Annotated in this window: 17 protein-coding genes and 1 tRNA gene; 7 read left to right on the top strand and 11 right to left on the bottom strand. The window is 71.9% G+C overall.

Annotated features, from left to right (window positions below; all coding sequences use genetic code 11):
- Positions 1 to 40: 40 nt before the first annotated feature.
- The gene (gene mca / locus O7621_RS09590; protein WP_282233640.1) at positions 41 to 925 is read right to left on the bottom strand and encodes a mycothiol conjugate amidase Mca; all 885 of its coding nucleotides are present in this window, start codon (positions 923 to 925) and stop codon (positions 41 to 43) included.
- Between the two features lie 128 nt (positions 926 to 1053).
- Between mca and O7621_RS09585 the strand changes: the two genes are divergently transcribed.
- Together O7621_RS09585 and greA are read left to right on the top strand one after the other, a co-directional pair.
- Positions 1054 to 1488: a DUF4307 domain-containing protein gene (locus tag O7621_RS09585; protein WP_282233639.1), complete on the top strand. Its 435-nt coding sequence runs from the start codon at positions 1054 to 1056 to the stop codon at positions 1486 to 1488.
- 154 nt (positions 1489 to 1642) lie between these two features.
- A complete protein-coding gene (greA, locus tag O7621_RS09580; protein ID WP_278173899.1) occupies positions 1643 to 2143 on the top strand; it encodes a transcription elongation factor GreA in 501 nt (166 codons plus the stop codon).
- Positions 2144 to 2210: 67 nt separating this feature from the next.
- Here the strand turns inward: greA and ilvA are convergent, their stop codons facing one another.
- The 3 genes from ilvA to O7621_RS09565 all read right to left on the bottom strand — a co-directional run bounded on the left by ilvA (position 2211) and on the right by O7621_RS09565 (position 6079).
- Positions 2211 to 3431: a threonine ammonia-lyase gene (gene ilvA, locus O7621_RS09575; RefSeq protein WP_282233638.1), complete on the bottom strand. Its 1221-nt coding sequence runs from the start codon at positions 3429 to 3431 to the stop codon at positions 2211 to 2213.
- Positions 3428 to 4819, bottom strand: a complete 1392-nt coding sequence (locus tag O7621_RS09570) for an amidase (RefSeq protein ID WP_282233637.1) — start codon at positions 4817 to 4819, stop codon at positions 3428 to 3430. Before O7621_RS09570 ends, ilvA begins: the two co-directional genes overlap by 4 nt.
- A gap of 117 nt (positions 4820 to 4936) precedes the next feature.
- Positions 4937 to 6079: a cystathionine gamma-synthase gene (locus O7621_RS09565; RefSeq protein ID WP_282233636.1), complete on the bottom strand. Its 1143-nt coding sequence runs from the start codon at positions 6077 to 6079 to the stop codon at positions 4937 to 4939.
- Positions 6080 to 6215: 136 nt separating this feature from the next.
- On the opposite strand from O7621_RS09565, the gene msrA reads away from it, so the two are divergent.
- Positions 6216 to 6872 carry a peptide-methionine (S)-S-oxide reductase MsrA gene (gene msrA / locus O7621_RS09560; RefSeq protein WP_282233635.1) on the top strand — a complete coding sequence of 219 codons (657 nt, stop codon included), beginning with the start codon at positions 6216 to 6218 and terminating at the stop codon, positions 6870 to 6872.
- A 46-nt stretch (positions 6873 to 6918) separates the two neighbouring features.
- Here the strand turns inward: msrA and O7621_RS09555 are convergent, their stop codons facing one another.
- Positions 6919 to 7986, bottom strand: coding sequence for a helix-turn-helix transcriptional regulator (locus O7621_RS09555; RefSeq protein ID WP_282233634.1), 1068 nt, complete (start codon positions 7984 to 7986; stop codon positions 6919 to 6921).
- An 808-nt stretch (positions 7987 to 8794) separates the two neighbouring features.
- Between O7621_RS09555 and O7621_RS09550 the strand changes: the two genes are divergently transcribed.
- Positions 8795 to 9349: a GNAT family N-acetyltransferase gene (locus O7621_RS09550; RefSeq protein WP_282233633.1), complete on the top strand. Its 555-nt coding sequence runs from the start codon at positions 8795 to 8797 to the stop codon at positions 9347 to 9349.
- A 343-nt stretch (positions 9350 to 9692) separates the two neighbouring features.
- On the opposite strand, the gene O7621_RS09545 is transcribed toward O7621_RS09550, so the two are convergent.
- Positions 9693 to 11069: a cystathionine beta-synthase gene (locus O7621_RS09545; protein WP_282233632.1), complete on the bottom strand. Its 1377-nt coding sequence runs from the start codon at positions 11067 to 11069 to the stop codon at positions 9693 to 9695.
- 120 nt (positions 11070 to 11189) lie between these two features.
- Positions 11190 to 11546: a YkvA family protein gene (locus tag O7621_RS09540; protein ID WP_282234525.1), complete on the bottom strand. Its 357-nt coding sequence runs from the start codon at positions 11544 to 11546 to the stop codon at positions 11190 to 11192.
- 286 nt (positions 11547 to 11832) lie between these two features.
- On the opposite strand from O7621_RS09540, the gene O7621_RS09535 reads away from it, so the two are divergent.
- Entirely contained in the window at positions 11833 to 12912 is a 1080-nt protein-coding gene (locus O7621_RS09535) for an SGNH/GDSL hydrolase family protein (RefSeq protein ID WP_282233631.1), read from the top strand.
- 68 nt (positions 12913 to 12980) lie between these two features.
- Positions 12981 to 13760 (top strand): SGNH/GDSL hydrolase family protein, encoded by a 780-nt coding sequence (locus tag O7621_RS09530; RefSeq protein ID WP_282234524.1) that lies wholly within the window; start codon positions 12981 to 12983, stop codon positions 13758 to 13760.
- Positions 13761 to 13827: 67 nt separating this feature from the next.
- On the opposite strand, the gene O7621_RS09525 is transcribed toward O7621_RS09530, so the two are convergent.
- The 3 genes from O7621_RS09525 to O7621_RS09515 form a co-directional block, all read right to left on the bottom strand.
- Positions 13828 to 14145: a hypothetical protein gene (locus tag O7621_RS09525; RefSeq protein ID WP_282233630.1), complete on the bottom strand. Its 318-nt coding sequence runs from the start codon at positions 14143 to 14145 to the stop codon at positions 13828 to 13830.
- 69 nt (positions 14146 to 14214) lie between these two features.
- A complete protein-coding gene (locus O7621_RS09520) occupies positions 14215 to 15036 on the bottom strand; it encodes a Bax inhibitor-1/YccA family protein (RefSeq protein ID WP_278173889.1) in 822 nt (273 codons plus the stop codon).
- A gap of 143 nt (positions 15037 to 15179) precedes the next feature.
- Positions 15180 to 15260 (bottom strand) — tRNA-Leu (locus O7621_RS09515).
- A 138-nt stretch (positions 15261 to 15398) separates the two neighbouring features.
- Here O7621_RS09515 and O7621_RS09510 point away from each other — a divergent pair.
- On the top strand, positions 15399 to 17264 hold the full coding sequence (locus O7621_RS09510) for a hypothetical protein (protein ID WP_282233629.1): 1866 nt from the start codon (positions 15399 to 15401) through the stop codon (positions 17262 to 17264).
- Here O7621_RS09510 and O7621_RS09505 read toward each other — a convergent pair.
- Entirely contained in the window at positions 17257 to 18606 is a 1350-nt protein-coding gene (locus O7621_RS09505) for an NAD(P)/FAD-dependent oxidoreductase (protein ID WP_278173887.1), read from the bottom strand. The genes O7621_RS09510 and O7621_RS09505 overlap by 8 nt on opposite strands.
- Between the last annotated feature and the right edge of the window lie 67 nt (positions 18607 to 18673).

Here is an 18673-nt window from a genome sequence, read left to right as displayed (position 1 = left end):
TCTGCGTCGCTGACGTCGACTACACGGTACGCCCGGCGGATCAGGAGTGACCGAGCCCCTCGCGAATCCCGGCGAACAGGTCGGATTCCGGCTTCGGGCTATCGACGAACGACCGGACCAACTCGAAATCCTCGGTCGGCCAGGCCTGCCGCTGCACCTCCATCGGCACCTGGAACCAGAAGCCGTCCGGATCGACCTGGGTGGCATGCGCGCGCAGCGCGTCGTCGCGGACCGGGAAGTAGTCGGCGCAGTCGACCCGGGTGGTGATCCGGTCGCCCTTGTCCGGGCGCTCCTCCCACCGGTCCATCCACTCCTGGTACGGCGACTCCCGACCGATCGCGAGCATCCCCTCGTGCAGCGCGAGAATTCGCGCCCTGGTGAAGCTCATGCAGTAGTACAGCTTCAACGGCTGCCACGGCTCACCACCGACACCCGGGTAGCGGGCCGGGTCACCGGCCGCCTCGAACGCGGCGACGCTCACCCGGTTGCACATGATGTGGTCCGGGTGCGGGTAACCGCCGTCCTCGTCGTAGGTGGTCACCACGTGCGGACGGAACTCCCGCATCAACCGCACCAACGGCCCGGCCGCCTCCTCCAGCGGCTCCAGGGCGAAACACCCGTCCGGTAGCGGCGGCAGCGGATCGCCCTCGGGCAGACCCGAGTCGACAAAGCCCAACCAGGCCTGCTCGACGCCGAGGATCGCCCGGGCGGCGTCCATCTCGGCCCGGCGGATCTCGGCGATGTTCTCCCACACGTCCGGCCGGTCGAGTTTCGGGTTCAGCACACTGCCCCGCTCCCCGCCGGTGCAGGTCACCACCAGCACCTGGGCACCTTCCGCGACGTACCGGGCCATCGTCGCGGCACCCTTGCTGGACTCGTCGTCAGGATGGGCGTGCACCGCCATCAGACGCAGTTGCTCAGCCAACGAAAACGCTCCCTCATCCCGTGCCTGACATCCCCTGCCGGCGGCGTCCGGGCCCGGCTGCGACAATGGGGCCCGTCGACCATTCTCGCCGACCCCACCGACACGTCCGCCAAGGAGTTCCGTCCCGGGTGACCGACACGTCCGCCACAACCGCACCGACCGCCGTCATGTTCCCACCCGGGCGGTACGGACGCCGACGCGCGCCCCGAGCGCGCCGGCCGTGGCTCGTCGCGCTGCTCACAGCGGTGGCGGTGCTGGTCGGGACGGCGATCGCCGGCCGGCTCTACACGCTCTACGGCGACCCGCTGCACCAGCCCGAGGTGATCACCTACACCGAGGCCACCGAGGACGGGATCACCATCGACTTCGCCGTCACGGTGCCCCCCGGCGGTGCGACGACCTGCCTGGTCAGGGCCCGGTCGCGGGACGGGGCGGAGGTGGGCCGGTCCGAGGTGACCGTCCGGGCCGAGCCGGGCGAACGACACGTCCGCACCACGTACCGGCTGGCCACCGAACGGGTCGCGTTCCTGGGCGAGGTGCCACGTTGCCGACCCATCGACTGACCAGCCGACCGTGACCCTCGCCACACCCGCCGAGGCGGGTGGCGATCCGGCGGCCGGCACACCCGGGCCGTTGCAACCCCGGCACCTCGGTGCGGATCGCTGGTACGTTGGTAGTTCGACCTCGACCGCCCGCAAGCCCACAAGGAGATCGTCTGTGTCCACGACCGACCGCGAGGCGCCCACCACCTGGCTGTCCCAGGACGCTTACGACCGGCTCCAGGCCGAGCTCAACGAGCTGATCGCCGGACGGACGGCGATGGCCGCCGAGATCAATGCCCGTCGGGAGGAAGGCGACCTGCGGGAGAACGGCGGCTACCATGCCGCCCGCGAGGAGCAGGGCAAGCAGGAGGCCCGGATCCGCTACCTGCAGGAGCTGCTGCGTACCGCCAAGGTCGGCGAGGCACCGGACGCGGACAGCGTCGCGCCCGGCACGGTCGTCACGATCCACTTTGACGACGACCCCGCCGACACCGAGACCTTCCTGCTCGGCTCCCGGGAGATCTCCTCGACGACCGAGCTGACCGTCTACAGCCCGGAGTCCGCGCTCGGCCAGGCCATCCTGGGCAGCCGACAGGGTCAGACGGTGACCTACACCGCGCCGAGCGGCGCGGACATCAAGGTCACTGTCGACAAGTTCGAGCCCTTCGCCGGCTGAGTCCGCGGCCGCCACAGCGGCGGTGGGTCCGGCAGCGGCGGTAGGTCCGTCAGCGGAGACGGGTCAGTCAGTCCGTCGCGGCGAACGTTACCTGGTACCCGCGATCACGGAGCACCTCGACCAGCTCGGTCGAGTGCTCCGGGCCGCGGGTCTCTACCGACAGGCCGACCTGGACCTCACCCAGCCGCAGGTGCGGGTTGCGCCGCTGATGATCAACGTCGACCACGTTCGCCCGCTGCTCGGCGATCAGTGCCAGCAGCGCGGCCAGCTCGCCGGGCCGGTCGCCGCACCGTACGGTGAACCGCAGGTACCGGCCGGCGGCGGCCAGGCCGTACTCGATCACCCGCAACAGCAGCAACGGGTCGATGTTGCCGCCGGAGAGTACCGCGACCGTCGGGGTGGCCGGCCGCACCGCGCCGGACAACAGCGCCGCCACCGCAGCCGAGCCGGCCGGTTCGACCACCTGCTTGCCCCGCTCCAGCAACATCAGCAGCGCCCGCGACAGGTCCTCCTCGGAGACCGTCACGATCTCGTCGACCAACTTGCTGACGTGCGCGAACGTCAGGTCACCGGGGCGTCCCACGGCGATACCGTCGGCGATCGTACGGTAGTCGGCCAACCGCACCGGGGCACCGGCGGCCAGCGACGGCGGGTACGCGGCCGCACTGTCCGCCTGCACCCCGATCACTCGTACGTCCGGGCGCAGTGCCTTGACCGCCACCGCGATCCCGGAGATCAACCCGCCGCCACCCACCGAAGTGACGATGGTGGTGACCTCCGGGCACTGCTCCAGGATCTCCAGCGCCACGGTGCCCTGACCGGCGATGACGTCCGGATGGTCGAACGGGTGGATGAGCACCGCACCGGTCCGGTCGGCGAACTCCCGGGCCGCCTCCAGCGCCTCGTCCACGGTGGTGCCGGCGAACTCGACCTCGGCACCGTACCCTCTGGTCGCGGCGACCTTCGGCAGCGGCGCGCCGGTCGGCATGAACACCGTCGCGCCGATGTCCAGCAGTCCGGCGGCGAGTGCCACGCCCTGGGCATGGTTGCCGGCGCTGGCCGCGACCACCCCGCGCCGCCGCTGCTGCTCGGTCAGCCGGGAGATTCGCAGGTACGCGCCCCGTACCTTGTAGGAGCCGGCCCGCTGCAGGTTCTCGCACTTCAACCAGACCGGCCCGCCGAGCAGTGCGGTCAACGGGCGGGACGGCTCCAGCGGAGTCACCCGTACCACGTCCGACAGGACGTCCCGGGCGGCGAGGACGGCCGGCAGTCCGACCAGTTCCGTCATACCGGGCTGTCCACTCTCGGCCACGACGGGGCGTGGCGGGGCCACGATGCCATCATCTCCAGCTGGCCGGCCACCGCGAGCAGCAGCAGCTCCGAGCCGGGCGGCCCGACCAGCTGGACCCCGACCGGCAGGCCGTCCGGGCGCAGCCCGGCCGGCGCCACCAACGCGGGCAGTCCGGCCATGTTCCACGGCGCGGCGTACGGGGCGTACCGAACACAGCTCCACATGTTCGCCGCCCACGACCGGCGCGCCCAGCCGGTCGCGGCCGGCGGGGTGCCGGCCAGCGCCGGCGTCAGCAGCACGTCGGCGCGCTGGTCGGTGAAGAACCCGGTCATCCGGTCCCGCCAGGCGGTGCGGTCGGCTTCCCGGACGTACCCGCGCCGTTGTGCCCACCGGCCGAGCGCGACGTGCCGACGGGTCCGTGGCTGCAGGTCCCGGCCGCCGGCCCGGCCGGCGGCGACGTCCTCGGCTGCGGCGGCGAACCAGGTGGACAGTCCCCGCAGCCCCAGCGAGGCCGGATAGTGCAGCTCGGTGCCGACCACGTCGTGCCCGGCCTCGGTGAGCCGGCGCGACGTCGCCGCCACCGCGTCCCGGTTGGCCGCGTCTGCCCGCAGCCCGGCCACCGGCGAGGTGAGCGAGACCGCCACCCGCAGCCGGCCCGGCTGGACCAGCTTCTCCGGCCGCCGGCCAGCGAGCACCGCGAAGCCGGTCGCGGCGTCCGCCACACAGGTCGTCAGGATGCCGTGCTCGGTGAGGCCGAACCAGTCCTCGGTGCCGAGCTGTCGCGGAACCACGTCGCGGCCTGGTTTGAGCCCGAGCAGGCCGCAGCAGGCAGCCGGGATCCGGATCGAGCCGAATCCGTCGTTGCCGTGTGCGATCGGCACCATGCCGCTGGCCACCGCGGCCGCCGCGCCACCGGAGGAACCGCCCGGGGTACGCGACAGCTGCCAGGGGTTGCGGCTGGTCGCTGTGGCGTCGTCGGTGGTCGCCCAGAGACCGAGCTCCGGCATCCGGGTCACCCCGACGACGACCGCGCCGGCACCGCGCATCCGGCGGACGATCTCGTGGTCGTGTTCGGCGACCGCGGTCCGCGCGGCGGCCGATCCGCGCCAGGTCGGCAGCCCGGCGACCGGGGTGTTCTCCTTGATCGCCACCGGCACCCCGGCCAGCGGCAGGTTCGCCAGGTCCTCCTGCTCGTCGACCTTTTCCGCTTCGACGATGGCCTCGCCGCCACGGACCGCTCGGAAGGCGGACAGCTCCGGGTCGGCTCGGGCGATGTGGTCGAGATGGTCGGCAACGACCCGGGTCGCCGAGGTGTCTCCCCGGCGTACGGCCCGGGCGATCTGCCGGGCGGTGGTCCCGACCCAGGTCGGTACGATGTCGTGCACGGCACCTCCAGGCAGCCGGTACGCGGTTCGCGTCGCTGTGCGGACCCGTCGCCGGACCCGCCCGGGTGTCGGGCCGGCCCGCAGTGGGCCCGCCCGTCGGATCTCGCCGACGGATCCTCAGCCGAGCGCCTGATCCAGGTCGGCCAGCAGGTCGTCCACGGTTTCGATTCCGACAGACAGTCGCACGAGATCGCCGGGGACTTCAAGAGGCGAGCCGGCGGCGCTCGCGTGGGTCATCCGTCCAGGATGTTCGATCAACGATTCGACCCCGCCGAGCGATTCGGCGAGGACGAACAGTCGGGCCCGGTTGCAGATCCGCACCGCTTCCGCCTCACCACCGGCCACCCGGAACGAGACCATCCCACCGAACCGGCGCATCTGCTTGGCCGCCGTCTCGTGGCCGGGGTGGTCGCGGTGTCCGGGGTAGAGCACCTGGCGTACCGCCGGGTGCTGGCCGAGGAATTCGACGACCCGTTCGGCGTTGTCGCAGTGCCGCTCCATCCGTACGCCCAGGGTCTTGATCCCGCGCAGGGTGAGCCAGGCGTCGAAAGGCCCGTTCACCGCGCCCGTGGCGTTCTGGTGGAAGGCCAGCTCGGCGGCGAGTTCCGGATCGTCGGTGACCAGCGCGCCACCGACCACGTCGGAGTGTCCACCGAGATACTTGGTGGTGGAGTGGACCACCACGTCGGCGCCGAGCGCCAGCGGCTGCTGCAGGTACGGCGAGGCGAAGGTGTTGTCCACCACGAGCCGCGCCGCGACGTCGCGGGCCAGGGCGGCCAGCCCGGCGATGTCGGCGATGCCGAGCAGCGGGTTCGTCGGGGTTTCCACCCAGATCATCCGGGTACGGCCGGGTTGTACCGCAGCCCGGACCGCGTCGACGTCGGAGATCCGCGCGGCGGTCCAGGCCAGTCCCCAGCGTTCGGCGACCTTGGCGAACAGGCGGAACGTGCCGCCGTACGCGTCGTCCGGGATGATCACGTGGTCGCCGGGCCGGCAGACGGTACGCAGCAGCGTGTCCTCAGCCGCCAGACCGCTGGCGAAGGCGAGCCCGGCCCGGCCTCCCTCGATCGCGGCCAGGCATTCCTGCAGCGCGTCCCGGGTCGGGTTGGCCGACCGGCTGTACTCGTAGCCGGCCCGGGGGGCGCCCACCTCGTCCTGAGCGTACGTGCTGGTCTGGTAGATCGGCGGCACGACCGCCCCGGTCCGGGCCTCCGGCTCCTGCCCGGCGTGGATGGCGACCGTGTCGAACCCGTATGTCATGGCACGAGGCTAGGCCATCGCTCCGGGCGCCACCGCCGGTGGGACGGATGCCCACCCGACCTGCGGGTACCCCGGCGGGAACGAGCCGGTTCCCACCGGTGTTGTCCGAGAGGCCACGAACGAGAGGAGTCGCACGGTGTTCCTGCGACCGATGAAAGCGAATCTGCCCGAACCGGGGCAGGCCCTGCCCGGCCGGGACCGGCCGATGCCGGTGGCGGACCGGCACGCGGTGCTCGGTACGCCGCTGACCGGCCCGTGGCCGGCCGGTACCCGGGTGGCGGTCTTCGGGATGGGCTGCTTCTGGGGGGCCGAACGGCTGTTCTGGCGACTGCCCGGGGTCGTGTCGACCTCGGTCGGGTATGCCGGCGGCGAGACGCCGAACCCCACGTACGAGGAGGTGTGTTCCGGCGGGACGGGGCACGCCGAGGTCGTTCAGGTGGTTTACGACCCGGCCCGGATCGGCTACGCCGACCTGCTGAAGGTGTTCTGGGAGAACCACGACCCGACGCAGGGCATGCGCCAGGGCAACGACGTCGGTACGCAGTACCGGTCGACGATCTACACCACCGACGCCGAGCAGGCGACCGAGGCCGCCGATTCCCGGACGGCGTTCGCTCCGGTGGTGGCCGCGGCCGGCCGGGACGGGATCACCACCGAGATCCGGCCACTCGGCGAGTACTACTACGCTGAGGATCACCACCAGCAGTACCTGCACAAGAATCCCGGCGGCTACTGCAACCACGGGCCGAACGGGATGACCTGCCCGGTGGGCGTCGCCCGCAGCGGCGACTGACAAAGCCGTCGTCGCAGATTCTGAACCGGAGCCGGCCGTCGCCGGATCAGGCGGCGGCCCGCTCCACCTCCCGCAGCATCAACCGCAGCGACTGGCTGTGCTTGGCCGGTGGCAGACTCGCCAGTGCCGATCGGGCGTGCCGCAGCCCTTCGACGCGGTCGCCCGACTTGACCAGCATCAGCCCACGGTGCAGCTCGATGTGGGTGGCGAACCGGGCCAGGCTGGTTGGCCGGGTCCGGTCCGCCCACTCCTGGGCGTCGACCGCGGCCGGGTCGCCGAGGCGGGCGAGCAGCATGCTGGTGAAGATCGCCATCCGCCACTCGGGCACGGCGAAGTCGGAGATCTGCTCGGCGGAACCGGTCTGGTCGAAGACCCGGCGGGCCTCGTCCAGGTGTGCCAATGCGCTGATCCGGTCGCCACGGACACCGGCGACGTGCGCCTTGGCCATCAACGCGTTGAGCCGCCCGAGCGATGGTCGGTCAGTCAGCGCGAGGGCCTGATCGGCCAGGTCCTGCGCGACCGTGAGGGCAGCGCCCTCGTAGCCGAGGGCCAGCGCGGCGCGGCCCCGGACCCAGACTTGCACGGTCCGGTCGCCGCTGCGATCAGCGCTGACCGCGGCAAGCCGGTACCACCGGACTGCTTCCTGCGCCATCCCGGTGGTCTTGCCGTAGACGCTGAGGAAACGGGCGGCCAGCCCCCACATCACCGGAGTGCCGAGTTGCTGTTGCAGCACGACGAGGTCGCTGGCGATCCGGTCCTGCAGCTCACCGGCGCCGACCGACATGTAGTCCCGGCCGAGGTTGGCGGCCCGTTCCTGCCATTGGTCCTCGGCCGCCGGGTCACCGAGCGCAGCCGTGAAGCCGCGGTGGATGAGTTCGGAGACGGCTGCCGGTGCCACCACTGCGGCGGCGAGCCCGGTGATCAGGCCCCGACGTTGCATATGGTCCCCCAAGACCTGTTCGTAGGCGGTCACCACATCGGCCGTCGCTGTCCGCCGCCCGGCCTCGACGTTCGACAGATGACCCTTGCTGAAGTGGCTCAGCGCGGCCATTTTCGCCAGGCTGACACCAGCGGATTCCCGGGCCTTCCTCAGGGTCTCACCCGTGTCTCTCATATTCCGCCTGCCCACCTGTATTGAAGACCTGCTGAAAACTCAGCCGCGCTTTCCTGACCTTCGACTGCCCCTGACGCTCTTGACCAGAGGCCGCGGGGATGGCGCGTGGACGCGTTGGACCGAACCTACACCGATTCGGCGTAACAGCCCGCCGACCTCGCGGCCCATCGACCAGCATGCCAGCGACAGGCCACTACGTACACCAACGTTCTAGGGGCAGGTACACCACCCGGAAAAGACGATGGCAGATGTCGGCCGTGCTGGACAAGTCCGAGCAGACTTCATCCGATCTCCAGTGGCGCGATACCCGAGGCCAGACGAGACTAAGACCATAATCAATCATTGTCATTAACCACTCAAAGTAAGGGCAAGGTAACCATTCGTCACCTTCGGATGATGGGCCAGCCGGGTGCGACCGACCGCCGGCTCCACCGACCAGACTGGCCTGCGAGCCGCGCCGACAGTCCACGCCGCCGCCCCGGCCAAGCGGTCCACGTCGCCGCCCCGGCCAAGCGGTCCACGTCGCCGCCCCGGTCGGCGGAAAAATCGTTGCCGGCGGCCGTAGCGGCCGGCTAGCGTGGCCGTACACGGGAAAGGAGGTGGTCCAGCGTTGTATAGCTATAGGACTCGTGAGGTGGCTGCCCGCTAGCCGCTGTCCTTGACAGCTCCGATCGTCGAGACCGTGTGGCAGCGGTGCGGCGAATCCACGACAGCCACCCGACCCCCGGGGGTGCCGGCCCAGTCCAGCCGGCCCGCGTCGAAGACGCGGAAGCCCCGGGGGTCGTTTCATGCCGGTAGGCTCGGCCGGGTGGCGGTCACCCTGCGCACGGCCATCCTCGACGACATCGCCCCGGTCGGTCATCTGCACCACCGGTCCCGGCTCAGTGCGTACCAGGGCATCGTGCCGGACGCCGCGCTGGAGACCTACGGCGCCGACGTCACGGCGCGGTGGTGGGTCGAGCGGTGGAGCTACGAACGTGACACGCACCGCCTGACCGTCGCCGAACACCAGGGGCTGCTGATCGGGTTCACCTACGTCGGCCCGCACGAGGACGGCGAGCCGGCCACCGGTGAACTGTACGCAATCCACGTCGATCCCGGGCACCAGGGCCGCGGCGTCGGCCGGGTGTTGATCCGCGACGCGCTCGACACGATGCGCGAGCGCCGGTGCCGTCGGGCGGTGCTCTGGGTGTACGCGGCCAACCACCGGGCCCGAGACTTCTACGAAGCGGGGGGCTGGCGCCCGGACGGGGTTGGCCGGAACGGCTGGCTCGGGCCGGTGCCGACTCCGCAGCTGCGCTACGCGCGCGACCTCACGGTCGCCGCAGCTGAGCCGGCGGCACCGGCCGCAGCACAGGGCTGAGCGCCACCGGGCTGCCAGCAGCGCCGCGCACCGGGCTGACGGCCGGGCGAGAGTACGGGACCGCTGCTGCGGGGGTTCCGTCCAGCCCCGCACTCTCGCCCGGCACTGCCCGCCCTAACCGGGGGAAAACGCCTGGCCGAAGGCGCTCAACCGGCGGAGGCGTGCCGGTTGATCGGCGTGGGCGGGCAACGGTGCGGGACCCCGGGATGCTGGCGGGCGCCCAGGGTCACCGCAGTGGTGAAGCACCATGGTCGCCTGCCCCGGTGGCGAGCCGTGCCGGGGCAGCGCTTCCATGGCCCTAGTCAACCCCAGCTACCAGCGATCAACCGGACACACTGTGCGACTATCGGCCGGACTTTCCCAGATGTGCCAGCAGGTCCTGACGGGTGATCACCCCACGTGGCTTGCCGTCGACCAGCACCAGGGCGGCGTCGGTGCCGGCCAACAGCGCCACCGCCTCGCGTACCGGCTGGCCACCGCCCACCATGGGCAGCGGCTGTGCCATGTGCCCCTCGATCGTGTCGTGCAGCTGCGCCTTGCCGCTGAACAGCGCGTCCAGCAGATCCCGTTCGGCGATCGACCCGGCCACCTCACCGGTCACCACCGGCGGCTCCGCTTTGAGCACCGGCAGTTGCGAGATGCCGTACTCGCGCATGTAGTCGACCGCGTCGCGGATCGTTTCGGTCGGATGCACGTGCACCAGCTCCGGCAGGCCGCCCGGCTTCGCCGCCAGCACGTCGCCGACCGTTGGCTCGGCCGCCTCGACCCCCAGGAACCCGTACCTGGCCATCCACTCGTCGTTGAAGATCTTCGACAGGTAGCCACGTCCGCCGTCCGGCAGCAGCACCACCACCACGTCGTCCGGCCGGGCCCGGCGGGCCACCCGCAGCGCCGCCGCGACGGCCATCCCGCACGAGCCACCGACCAGCAACCCTTCCTCCCGGGCCAGCCGGCGGGTCAGCTCGAACGACTCCTGGTCGGAGACCTCCACGATCTCGTCACAGACCGACCGGTCGTAGGTCTGCGGCCAGAAGTCCTCCCCCACCCCTTCGACCAGGTACGGGCGCCCCGATCCGCCGGAGTAGACCGAGCCTTCCGGGTCTGCGCCGACCACCCGCACCGCGCCGCCGGACACCTCCTTCAGGTAGCGGCCCACCCCGGAGATCGTCCCTCCGGTGCCCACCCCGGCGACGAAATAAGTGATCCGCCCCACAGTCTGTGTCCACAACTCCGGCCCGGTGCCTTCGTAGTGCGACTGCGGATTCGCCGGGTTCGCGTACTGGTCCGGCTTCCACGCGCCGGGGATCTCCGCCGCCAGTCGGTCGGACACCTGGTAGTACGAGCGGGGGTCCTCCGGCGCGACCGCCGTCGGGCAGACGACCACCTCGGCACCGTACGCCCGGAGCACGTTCTGCTTGTCCTCGCTGACCTTGTCAGGGCAGACGAAGACACACGAGTAACCGCGCAGCTGCGCGACCAGCGCCAGACCGACGCCGGTGTTTCCACTGGTCGGCTCGACGATCGTGCCACCGGGACGGAGCAGCCCGGCCTGTTCGGCGGCCTCGACCATCCGTAGCGCGATCCGGTCCTTCACCGAGCCGCCCGGGTTGAAGTACTCGACCTTGGCCAGCACCGTCGCGGAGATCCCCGCGGTGACGTTGCGCAGCCGCACCAGCGGGGTGTCGCCGATGAGATCGACAACGCTGTCGTGGTAACGCACCTCGTTGTGCCCTTCTGCTGACGCCGGCGAGGCGCCATCGTCGGGTTGAGGTCGTCAGCCGACAACAGCCCGCTGCCGGCGGTGGAGTATGTCGGGATCAGCCTACTGGTGCACGGCCGGTCAGCCGACCACCTGACCGGGCACCACCGACTCGCGCCGGGCCTCCCAGTCCAGGAAGCGTTCGGTCTCGGCGAGCACGCTGCCAGCGAGCCAGGTCACCACGAGCGCGTCGTCGACGATGCCGAGCATCAGCAGCATCGCCTCCGGCACCAGGTCGAACGGGGACGCGACGTAGGCCACGGCCGCGGTCATCAACGCCAGCCGCAGGCCGCCGTCGTAGTCGCCGCGCAGCGTGGCCCGGATCATCCGGGGCAGCGCCGCCAACCGCCGCCCCAGTGAGGGACCGCCGCGGGCGCCTGCGGTCAGTGCCCGCCCCAGCGCCGCGAACGCCGCCGCCCGCTTGAGTGTCCTGGCCATCGCGGCCACCTCCTCGTCACCGGGCCTGCCGGATCTGTGTGTGCCCATTGGCCGCCGACCGTACCCCGGTCGTCGACCCGTGGTGCCCTGCCCTCCATGATGCCCGGGATCGGCAACTGTCGCCGGACACGCGTCCCCAGGCCGGTGGACCTGGCCAGAATCGGGCTGAGCCCGGCACCGCGGGCCGAGATAATCTCGAAGGACCTAGCACGACGGCAGCAGCGAATCGCAGTCGGGGGGCGCGATGGGCACGGGTGGCGCGGGGACAAGTCCGACCGACTGGACCGTGGCTACGCGGGCCGTCCGGCTGGCGGCGTTCGGAGCCGGTGCCGCCGCAGCGGCCGCGGTGGCCACCGCCGGCACCCTCTACGGGCAGGCCAAGCAGGCCCGGCGGATCATCCCGCTGGCCGAGGCACCGCCGCCACGCGGCGACGGGGTGTACGGTTCCCGGCTGCCCGGGCCGCCGCTGACCGTGGTGGTGCTCGGCGACTCGTCGGCCGCCGGCTACGGCGTGCACCGCCCCCGGGAGACCCCTGGCGCGCTGCTGGCCACCGGCATCTCCCGCCGGCAGCGGCGACCGGTCCGGCTACACCGGCTGGCGGTGGTAGGTGCCCGGTCGGTCGGCCTGGTCCCGCAGGTAGAGGCGGCGCTGGAGCTGCGACCGGACCTCGCGGTCATCCTGATCGGCGGCAACGACGTCACCCACCGCACCCCGCCGGAGGTCGCGGTCGGGCACCTCGTCGACGCGGTACGGCAACTGCGCGCGGCCGGGGCCGAGGTGGTCGTCGGCACCTGCCCGGATCTGGGCGCGATCAAGCCGATCAAACCGCCACTGCGCTGGCTGGCCCGTCGGTGGAGCCGACAACTCGCCGCGGCGCAGACCGTCGCGGTGGTCGAAGCCGGCGGCTGGACGGTTTCCCTCGGCGACCTACTCGGTCCACGGTTCGCCGCCGAACCGGGCCGGCTCTACTCCTGGGACCGGTTCCACCCCTCGGCCGAGGGGTACGCCATGGCCGCTGCCGTCCTGCTGCCGGCGGCGCTCGGCGCGCTCGGTGCCAGCACCGCGTCGCGTGGTGGCGTCGCCGGCCGGGAGAAGGTGCGGACGCTACCCAAGGCCGCCCACGAGGCCGTCCGCCACGCCGGCACCGAGGTCCGCGGCACCCGGGTGGCCGGCCGGGAACGCGGTCCGGCCGGCCGCTGGGCCCGGCTGCGCCGTCGGCCGAGGTTCGCCGGCCGATCCTGGCAGACCGCCGCGCTCAACTGGTTGTTCGGTCCGCCGGGCGGCGATCGGGACGGCGACCACCGCAAGTCGGCCGTATCCTCCGATCAGCGGGTGGGCCTGTCCACCGCCGGACCGCAGGACTGAGCCGTGCGCGACCGCAACCGTACCGACGGAAGGTGACCGCCGTGACGTCGAGAAACATCGCTGTACGGATGGGCCAGGTCACCGCCGCCGCGGTCGTCGCCGGTGCGGTGGGCAGCGCCGCGCTGCTGGTCGGGGAGGCGGTGCTGGCCCGTCACCGCCGGTACGCCCAGCCGGAGCTGGGCCTGGCCGTACGGGTGGCGCTCGGTCCGGCCGGTGGCGCGCCGCTGCGGCTGGTGCTGCTCGGCGACTCGGTGACCCTCGGAGTGGGGGTGGACCGGGTGGCCGACACGGTCGGTGGCCAGTTGGCCCGGCTGCTCGCCGAGCACGAGGGCGGTTTGGCGGTCACCGGGCGTCGGGTCCTGCTGTCCAGCGTCGGTGTGGCCGGCTCCCGCTCACGGGACCTGGCCACCCAGGTCGCCCGGGCGCTGCTGGGCGAACGACCGGACGTCGCGGTCGTTCTGATCGGCACCAACGACGCGGCCGCGTTGCGTCGGCCCGGCGAGTCGGCGGTTCATCTCGCCGCAGCGGTACGCCGGCTACGCGGCGCCGGGACGGAGGTGGTGGTCGGCACCTGCCCGGATCTCGGCGCCGCCCCGGCCATCGCGCCGCCGCTGCGTCAGCTCGCCGGGCTGCTCGGGCGGCGGACCGCCCGGGCCCAGGCCCGCGCCGGCCGGGACGCCGGCGCCAGGGTGGTCGACCTGGCCGGCGAGACCGGGGCGGTGTTCCGTGCCGACCCCAACACCTACTGCCATGACGGCTACCACCCGTCGGCCGACGGGTACCGGATCTGGGCGCACGCGCTGCTACCGGCGGTACTCGCGGCGGCGAACACCGCCCCGCACCGCTGACCCATCGCGTACCGCTGACTGCACCGGCCTGGGTCAGGCGGCGGTCGCCGGTGGCGCCGGTGGCGGGTCAGAGCGTTTCGAGCCGGCCGCGCAGCCGCTGCGCCGCAACCGCAGCCGATTCGAGCACCGCGAGGTCAGGTGCCGCCCGGATCAGGTCGGCGGCGACCACCCGCAACTGGTCGGGCAGCGCGGTGTCCCGGCTCAGCCGGGGTACCTGCCGGCCCGGCCGCCCTTCGGCAGCCGCGCCCAAGTCGGCAAGGTACTGCACCAGGTGGTGGAACTCGTCCGCTCGGTGGCCGTCACCCGCCGCCCATCGGGGCTGTTCCCAGTGGGCCACCTGCCGGACCAGGAGGTCGACCAGGCGGGTCAGGTGCGCTGCGGCCACCGCCGCAGTCTAGTGCCGGCGACGACGCACCGCGCCGCGCCGACAGTGCGGCGCGGCGCGGACGGACGGTCAGTCGTCGCCCTGCAAGAAGCTGAGCAGGCGCAGGATCTCGATGTAGAGCCAGATCAGGCTGACCAGAATGCCGAACGCCGCGGTCCAGGAGTAGCGCTGCGGCAGGCCGAGCCGGACGCCCTCCTCGACCTCGTGGAAGCTCAACACGAAGCTCAGCGAGGCGACCACGATGCAGATGAGGCTGAAGATGATGGCGACCGGACCGCCGCTACGCAGCCCGGTGTCGACGCCGAAGAGCGACAACACCAGGTTGATCATCATGACCGCGAAGACACCGACCATCGCGGCGATCAGGCCACGGGTGAACTTCGGGGTGGCCCGGATGACCTTCATCTTGTAGAGGGCGGCCATCAGGAAGAAGACGCCGAAGGTGGCTACCACCGCCTGCAGGACGATGCCCTGGTAGCCGGCGACCACCTCGAAGAACTTGCTGACCAGGCCGACGAAGACACCCTCGACGACGGCGTAGGTGACCACCAGCGCCGGGTTCGCGACCCGGGAGAACGAGATGACCAGCCCCAGCACCAGACCGACGATCGCGGCGCCGATCCAGGCGCCGAACAGCAGCGAGTCGGGGACCAGGATCCAGGCCGCCGCCGCCGACAGTCCGGTGATGCCGAGCAGGGTGACGGTCTTGACGACGACGTCGTCGACCGTCATCGGCGCGACGGTCGGTGGCGCGGCCGGGTAACCGGCCTGCGTCGGATATGGCTGCCCGGTGCCGGGCTGCCCGTAGGGACCGGCAGGGGCGTACCCGGTGGCCCGCTCCCGCTCGGCCGCCTGGCCGAGCCGGGCCAGGACCGGGTTGGATGTCTTCACTGTCCAGCCTCCCTCAGGGGGTTGTCACACGATGGTGTGAGGTCAAGGGTAGACGGCTCGATCGAAACTGTGCAGGACCGCCGGTCACGGGCCGGCTCCGGCCGGTGGCACTGGGCCTCGAACGGCGCCAGGGGACACCGAGGTACCCGGGGCGGGAATCGAACCCGCACGCTTTTCAGCAGCCGCTTTTAAGGCAGCCGTGTCTGCCATTCCACCACCCGGGCCGGCGGGTCGGCCGGGCTGCGCCCGGTCGGACCGATCGCCGACACGCCACGCGTCGGTACGCGGCGGCAGATGTCACGGTAGCGGGTCGTGCCCAGCCGGACGCAGCCCGGCCGGCCCGCAGCACTAGGGTGCGAACCGTGAGCCGCTCAGCAACCGCAGCGCAGGACACCGGCCCCGTTCCGCCCCGGCCCGGCGGACCACCCTCGACGGCTGGCTCCCGGTGGTCCCGGATCGCCGCAGCGGCTCGCGGACACCGGGCGGACGCCGTGGTGTGCCTGTTCTTCGTCCTGTTCGCCGGCGTGCTGACCCACCGGCTCTGGCCCGCACCCGGTGCCCACCTGCTGGCCTTCAACCCTGAGGACCAGACCCTGTACGAGTGGTTCCTGGCCAGCGACGCGCGGCTGCTGTTCGGCGACTTCGGCCTGCTCAGTGACCGGTTGAACGCCCCCGACGGGGTGAATCTGATGGCCAACACGACGGTCATCGCGCTCGGCTTCCTGATGGCCCCGGTCACCGTTCTCTTCGGCGCCCCGGTGAGCTTCGCGCTGCTGGTAGCCGGCAACCTGACCGCCAGCGCGATCGCGTTCTACTTCCTGTTCTCCCGGCCCCTCGGCGCGCACCGGCTGGCCGCCGCGACCGGCGGCGCGTTCTGCGGGTTCGCCCCCGGGATGGTCTCGCAGAGCAACAGCCACCTGCACATGACCGCGCTGTGGTTGATCCCGGTCATGATGTGGCTGCTCATCCGGATCATGCGGGCCGCCGATCCGACCGGCTCGACACCCGACGGGCGGATCCTCGGGCCGGCCGGCCGGCCCGACCGCCGCCGCATCGTCACCTCCGGCGGCTGGCTCGGGGTGGTCGTCGCGGTCCAGGTGTTCGTCGGCGAGGAGGTACTCTTCCTCACCGCGGTCACGCTGATCATCATGGCGGCGGCGTTCGCCGCGACCAGACCCCGGTACGCGTGGCGGATCCTGCCGAACTTCGTCGCCGGGATGCTGGTCGCCGTGGCCGTCGGCGTGGTGCTGCTCGGGTATCCGCTGTGGTTCCAGTTCGCCGGGCCGCAGGGCGTCTCCGACGGCGTGTTCGACCCGGCGTACTTCTCGGCCGATCTGGCCAGCTGGCCGGCGGTGTCCGAGCTGTCGGTGGCCGGTTCGCCGGCCGCCGCCGAGCTGACCACCGGACCGGCCGAGTACAACACCTTCCTCGGCTGGCCGCTGGTGCTGGTCACGGCCGCCGCCACCGCCTGGTTGATCCGGCGGCCGGTGGTCGTCGCCTGCGCTGCCGGGACGCTGCTGATGGCAGGGCTCTCGCTCGGCCCACGGATCGTCGTCGACGGCGCCAAGTCCGACGTCCCGGGGCCGTACGCCCTGCTCGACGGGATGCCGGTGGTGGACGGCGCGCTGCCGATGCGGTTCGCCCTCGCGGTGATCCCGTTGATCGCCGTCATCCTGACCCTCGCCGTCGACCGGGCGTTGCGGCTCGGCTGGCGACCGGCCCGGCTGGCCGTCCCGGCCGTCGTCGCGGTGGCGCTGCTCCCGGTCGTGCCGGCCCCGCTGCCGGCGATGGACCGTGACCCGCTGCCGGAGTTCATCGTCGGCGGCCACTGGCGGAGCTGCGTACCGTCCGGCGGCGTGCTGGTGCCGGTGCCGCCCGCCACCCCGCCGCAGCCGTGGCCGATGGCCTGGGCCACCGCGACCACGGTCGACTTCGGCATGCCGGAAGGGTTCTTCATCGGCCCGTACGCCCCGGGTGGCGACGCCTCGATGGGCACGTTCAAGCTGCCGACGTCGAAGATCCTCGCCGAGGTGGCCCGGACCGGCGACGTGCCGGAGATCACCGACGAGGAACGCGCCCGGGCCCGTCGTGACCTGACCCGTTGGGGTGCCGACTGCGTGGTGCTGGTGGACGACACCACGCACGCCGCCGAGCTGCGGCAGACCACCGAGGACCTGCTCGGGCCGGGCCAGCGGGTGGCCGACGCCTGGACCTGGCCGGTCAGCTGACCCGGGCCGGCGCGGCACCTGGCTGGTCGAGCTGCGGGGTCGCCCCGAGGAACTCCTCGCGCGGGTCGTGCAGCTGCCCGAGCGCCACCACCTCACGCTTGAGCACCAGCGCGAGCGTCCAGTCGACGATCACCCGCACCTTGCGGTTCAGCGACGGGATCCGGCTCATGTGGTACGTACGGTGCATGAACCAGGCCGGCAGCCCGGTCATCTTGATCCCGTACACCTGGGCGACGCCCTTGTGCAGGCCGAGGCTGGCCACGCTGCCGGCGTGCTTGTGCCGGTACTCGACCGGCTGCTGACCGCGGACCACCGCCAGGATGTTGTCGGCCATCGTCCGTGCCTGGCGCACCGCGTGCTGGGCGCTCGGCGAGCAGTACGCCCCGGGCGGGCCGGTCAGGTCCGGCACCGCGGCGCAGTCACCGGCGCTCCACGCGCCGTCGACCGTCCGGTCGCCGTCGACGACCTGCAGCGTCGGCCGGCAGCTGATCCGCCGCCGCTCGTCGCGGGGCAGATCGGTGGCGTCGAGCATCGGCGACGGCTTCACCCCGGCCGTCCAGACGATCGTGTCGGCCGGGAAGCTGTCGCCGTCGGAGAGCCGCACCAGCCCGTCGACGCAGGACTCCAGCCGGGTGTCCAACCGGATGTCCATCCCCCGCTTGACCAGCTGCTGCACCGTGTAGGCGCCCATGTCCCGGTCGACCTCGGGCAGCACCCGCTGGGTAGCCTCGACCAGCACCCAGCGCATGTCCGTCGGCTTCAGCTCGGGATAGTAGCGCAGCGCGTCCCGGGCCATGTCCTCCATCTCGGCCAGCGCCTCGATACCGGCGTAGCCGCCACCGACGAAGACGAACGTCAACGCGGTCCGGCGGACCTGTTCGTCGGCGGTGGCCGCCGCCACGTCGAGCCGTTCCAGGACGTGGTTGCGCAGGTAGATCGCCTCGCCGATGGTCTTGAACCCGATGCCGTGCTCGCGCAGACCGGGGATCGGCAGGGTGCGGGACACCGAACCGGGGGCGACGATCACATGGTCGTAGCTGATCTCCCGGGGCGGCCCGACGATGGGTTGCACCTCGGCGACCTTGCGGGCGTGCTCGATCCTGGTCACCGCCCCGGCGATCACGTGGCAGCGGCGCAGCTCCCGGCGCAGCGGCACGACGGAGTGCCGGGGTGAGATGTTGCCCGCCGACGCCTCCGGCAGGAACGGCTGGTAGGTCATGTGCGGCTGCGGGTCGACCACGATCACCTCGACCTCGCCCCGACGCATCTTGCGGGACAGGCGCAGGGCGGCGTAGAGACCGACATGCCCGGCACCGACGACAAGGATCCGTTGCCTGTTCACGTACCCCATCTTCCTCCCGGTTGCCTCTTGACGCCGCCTCGAAAGCCAGATATGTGACCGAGCACGC

Origin of the sequence: Solwaraspora sp. WMMD937 (genome assembly GCF_029581175.1) — a bacterium.
Taxonomy (GTDB): domain Bacteria; phylum Actinomycetota; class Actinomycetes; order Mycobacteriales; family Micromonosporaceae; genus Micromonospora_E.
The sequence above is the reverse complement of the archived record's forward strand: the minus strand, read 5'-3'. Positions and strand labels throughout refer to the sequence as shown.

What these genes read in the sequence shown, in the direction of transcription:
- O7621_RS09540 (WP_282234525.1), bottom strand. Translation starts at nt 11,546, where the DNA reads ATGGCCAGGACACTCAAGCGGGCGGCGGCGTTCGCGGCGCTGGGGCGG.
- O7621_RS09565 (WP_282233636.1), bottom strand. Translation starts at nt 6,079, where the DNA reads ATGACATACGGGTTCGACACGGTCGCCATCCACGCCGGGCAGGAGCCG.
- O7621_RS09530 (WP_282234524.1), top strand. Translation starts at nt 12,981, where the DNA reads ATGGGCCAGGTCACCGCCGCCGCGGTCGTCGCCGGTGCGGTGGGCAGC.
- O7621_RS09555 (WP_282233634.1), bottom strand. Translation starts at nt 7,986, where the DNA reads ATGAGAGACACGGGTGAGACCCTGAGGAAGGCCCGGGAATCCGCTGGT.
- ilvA (WP_282233638.1), bottom strand. Translation starts at nt 3,431, where the DNA reads ATGACGGAACTGGTCGGACTGCCGGCCGTCCTCGCCGCCCGGGACGTC.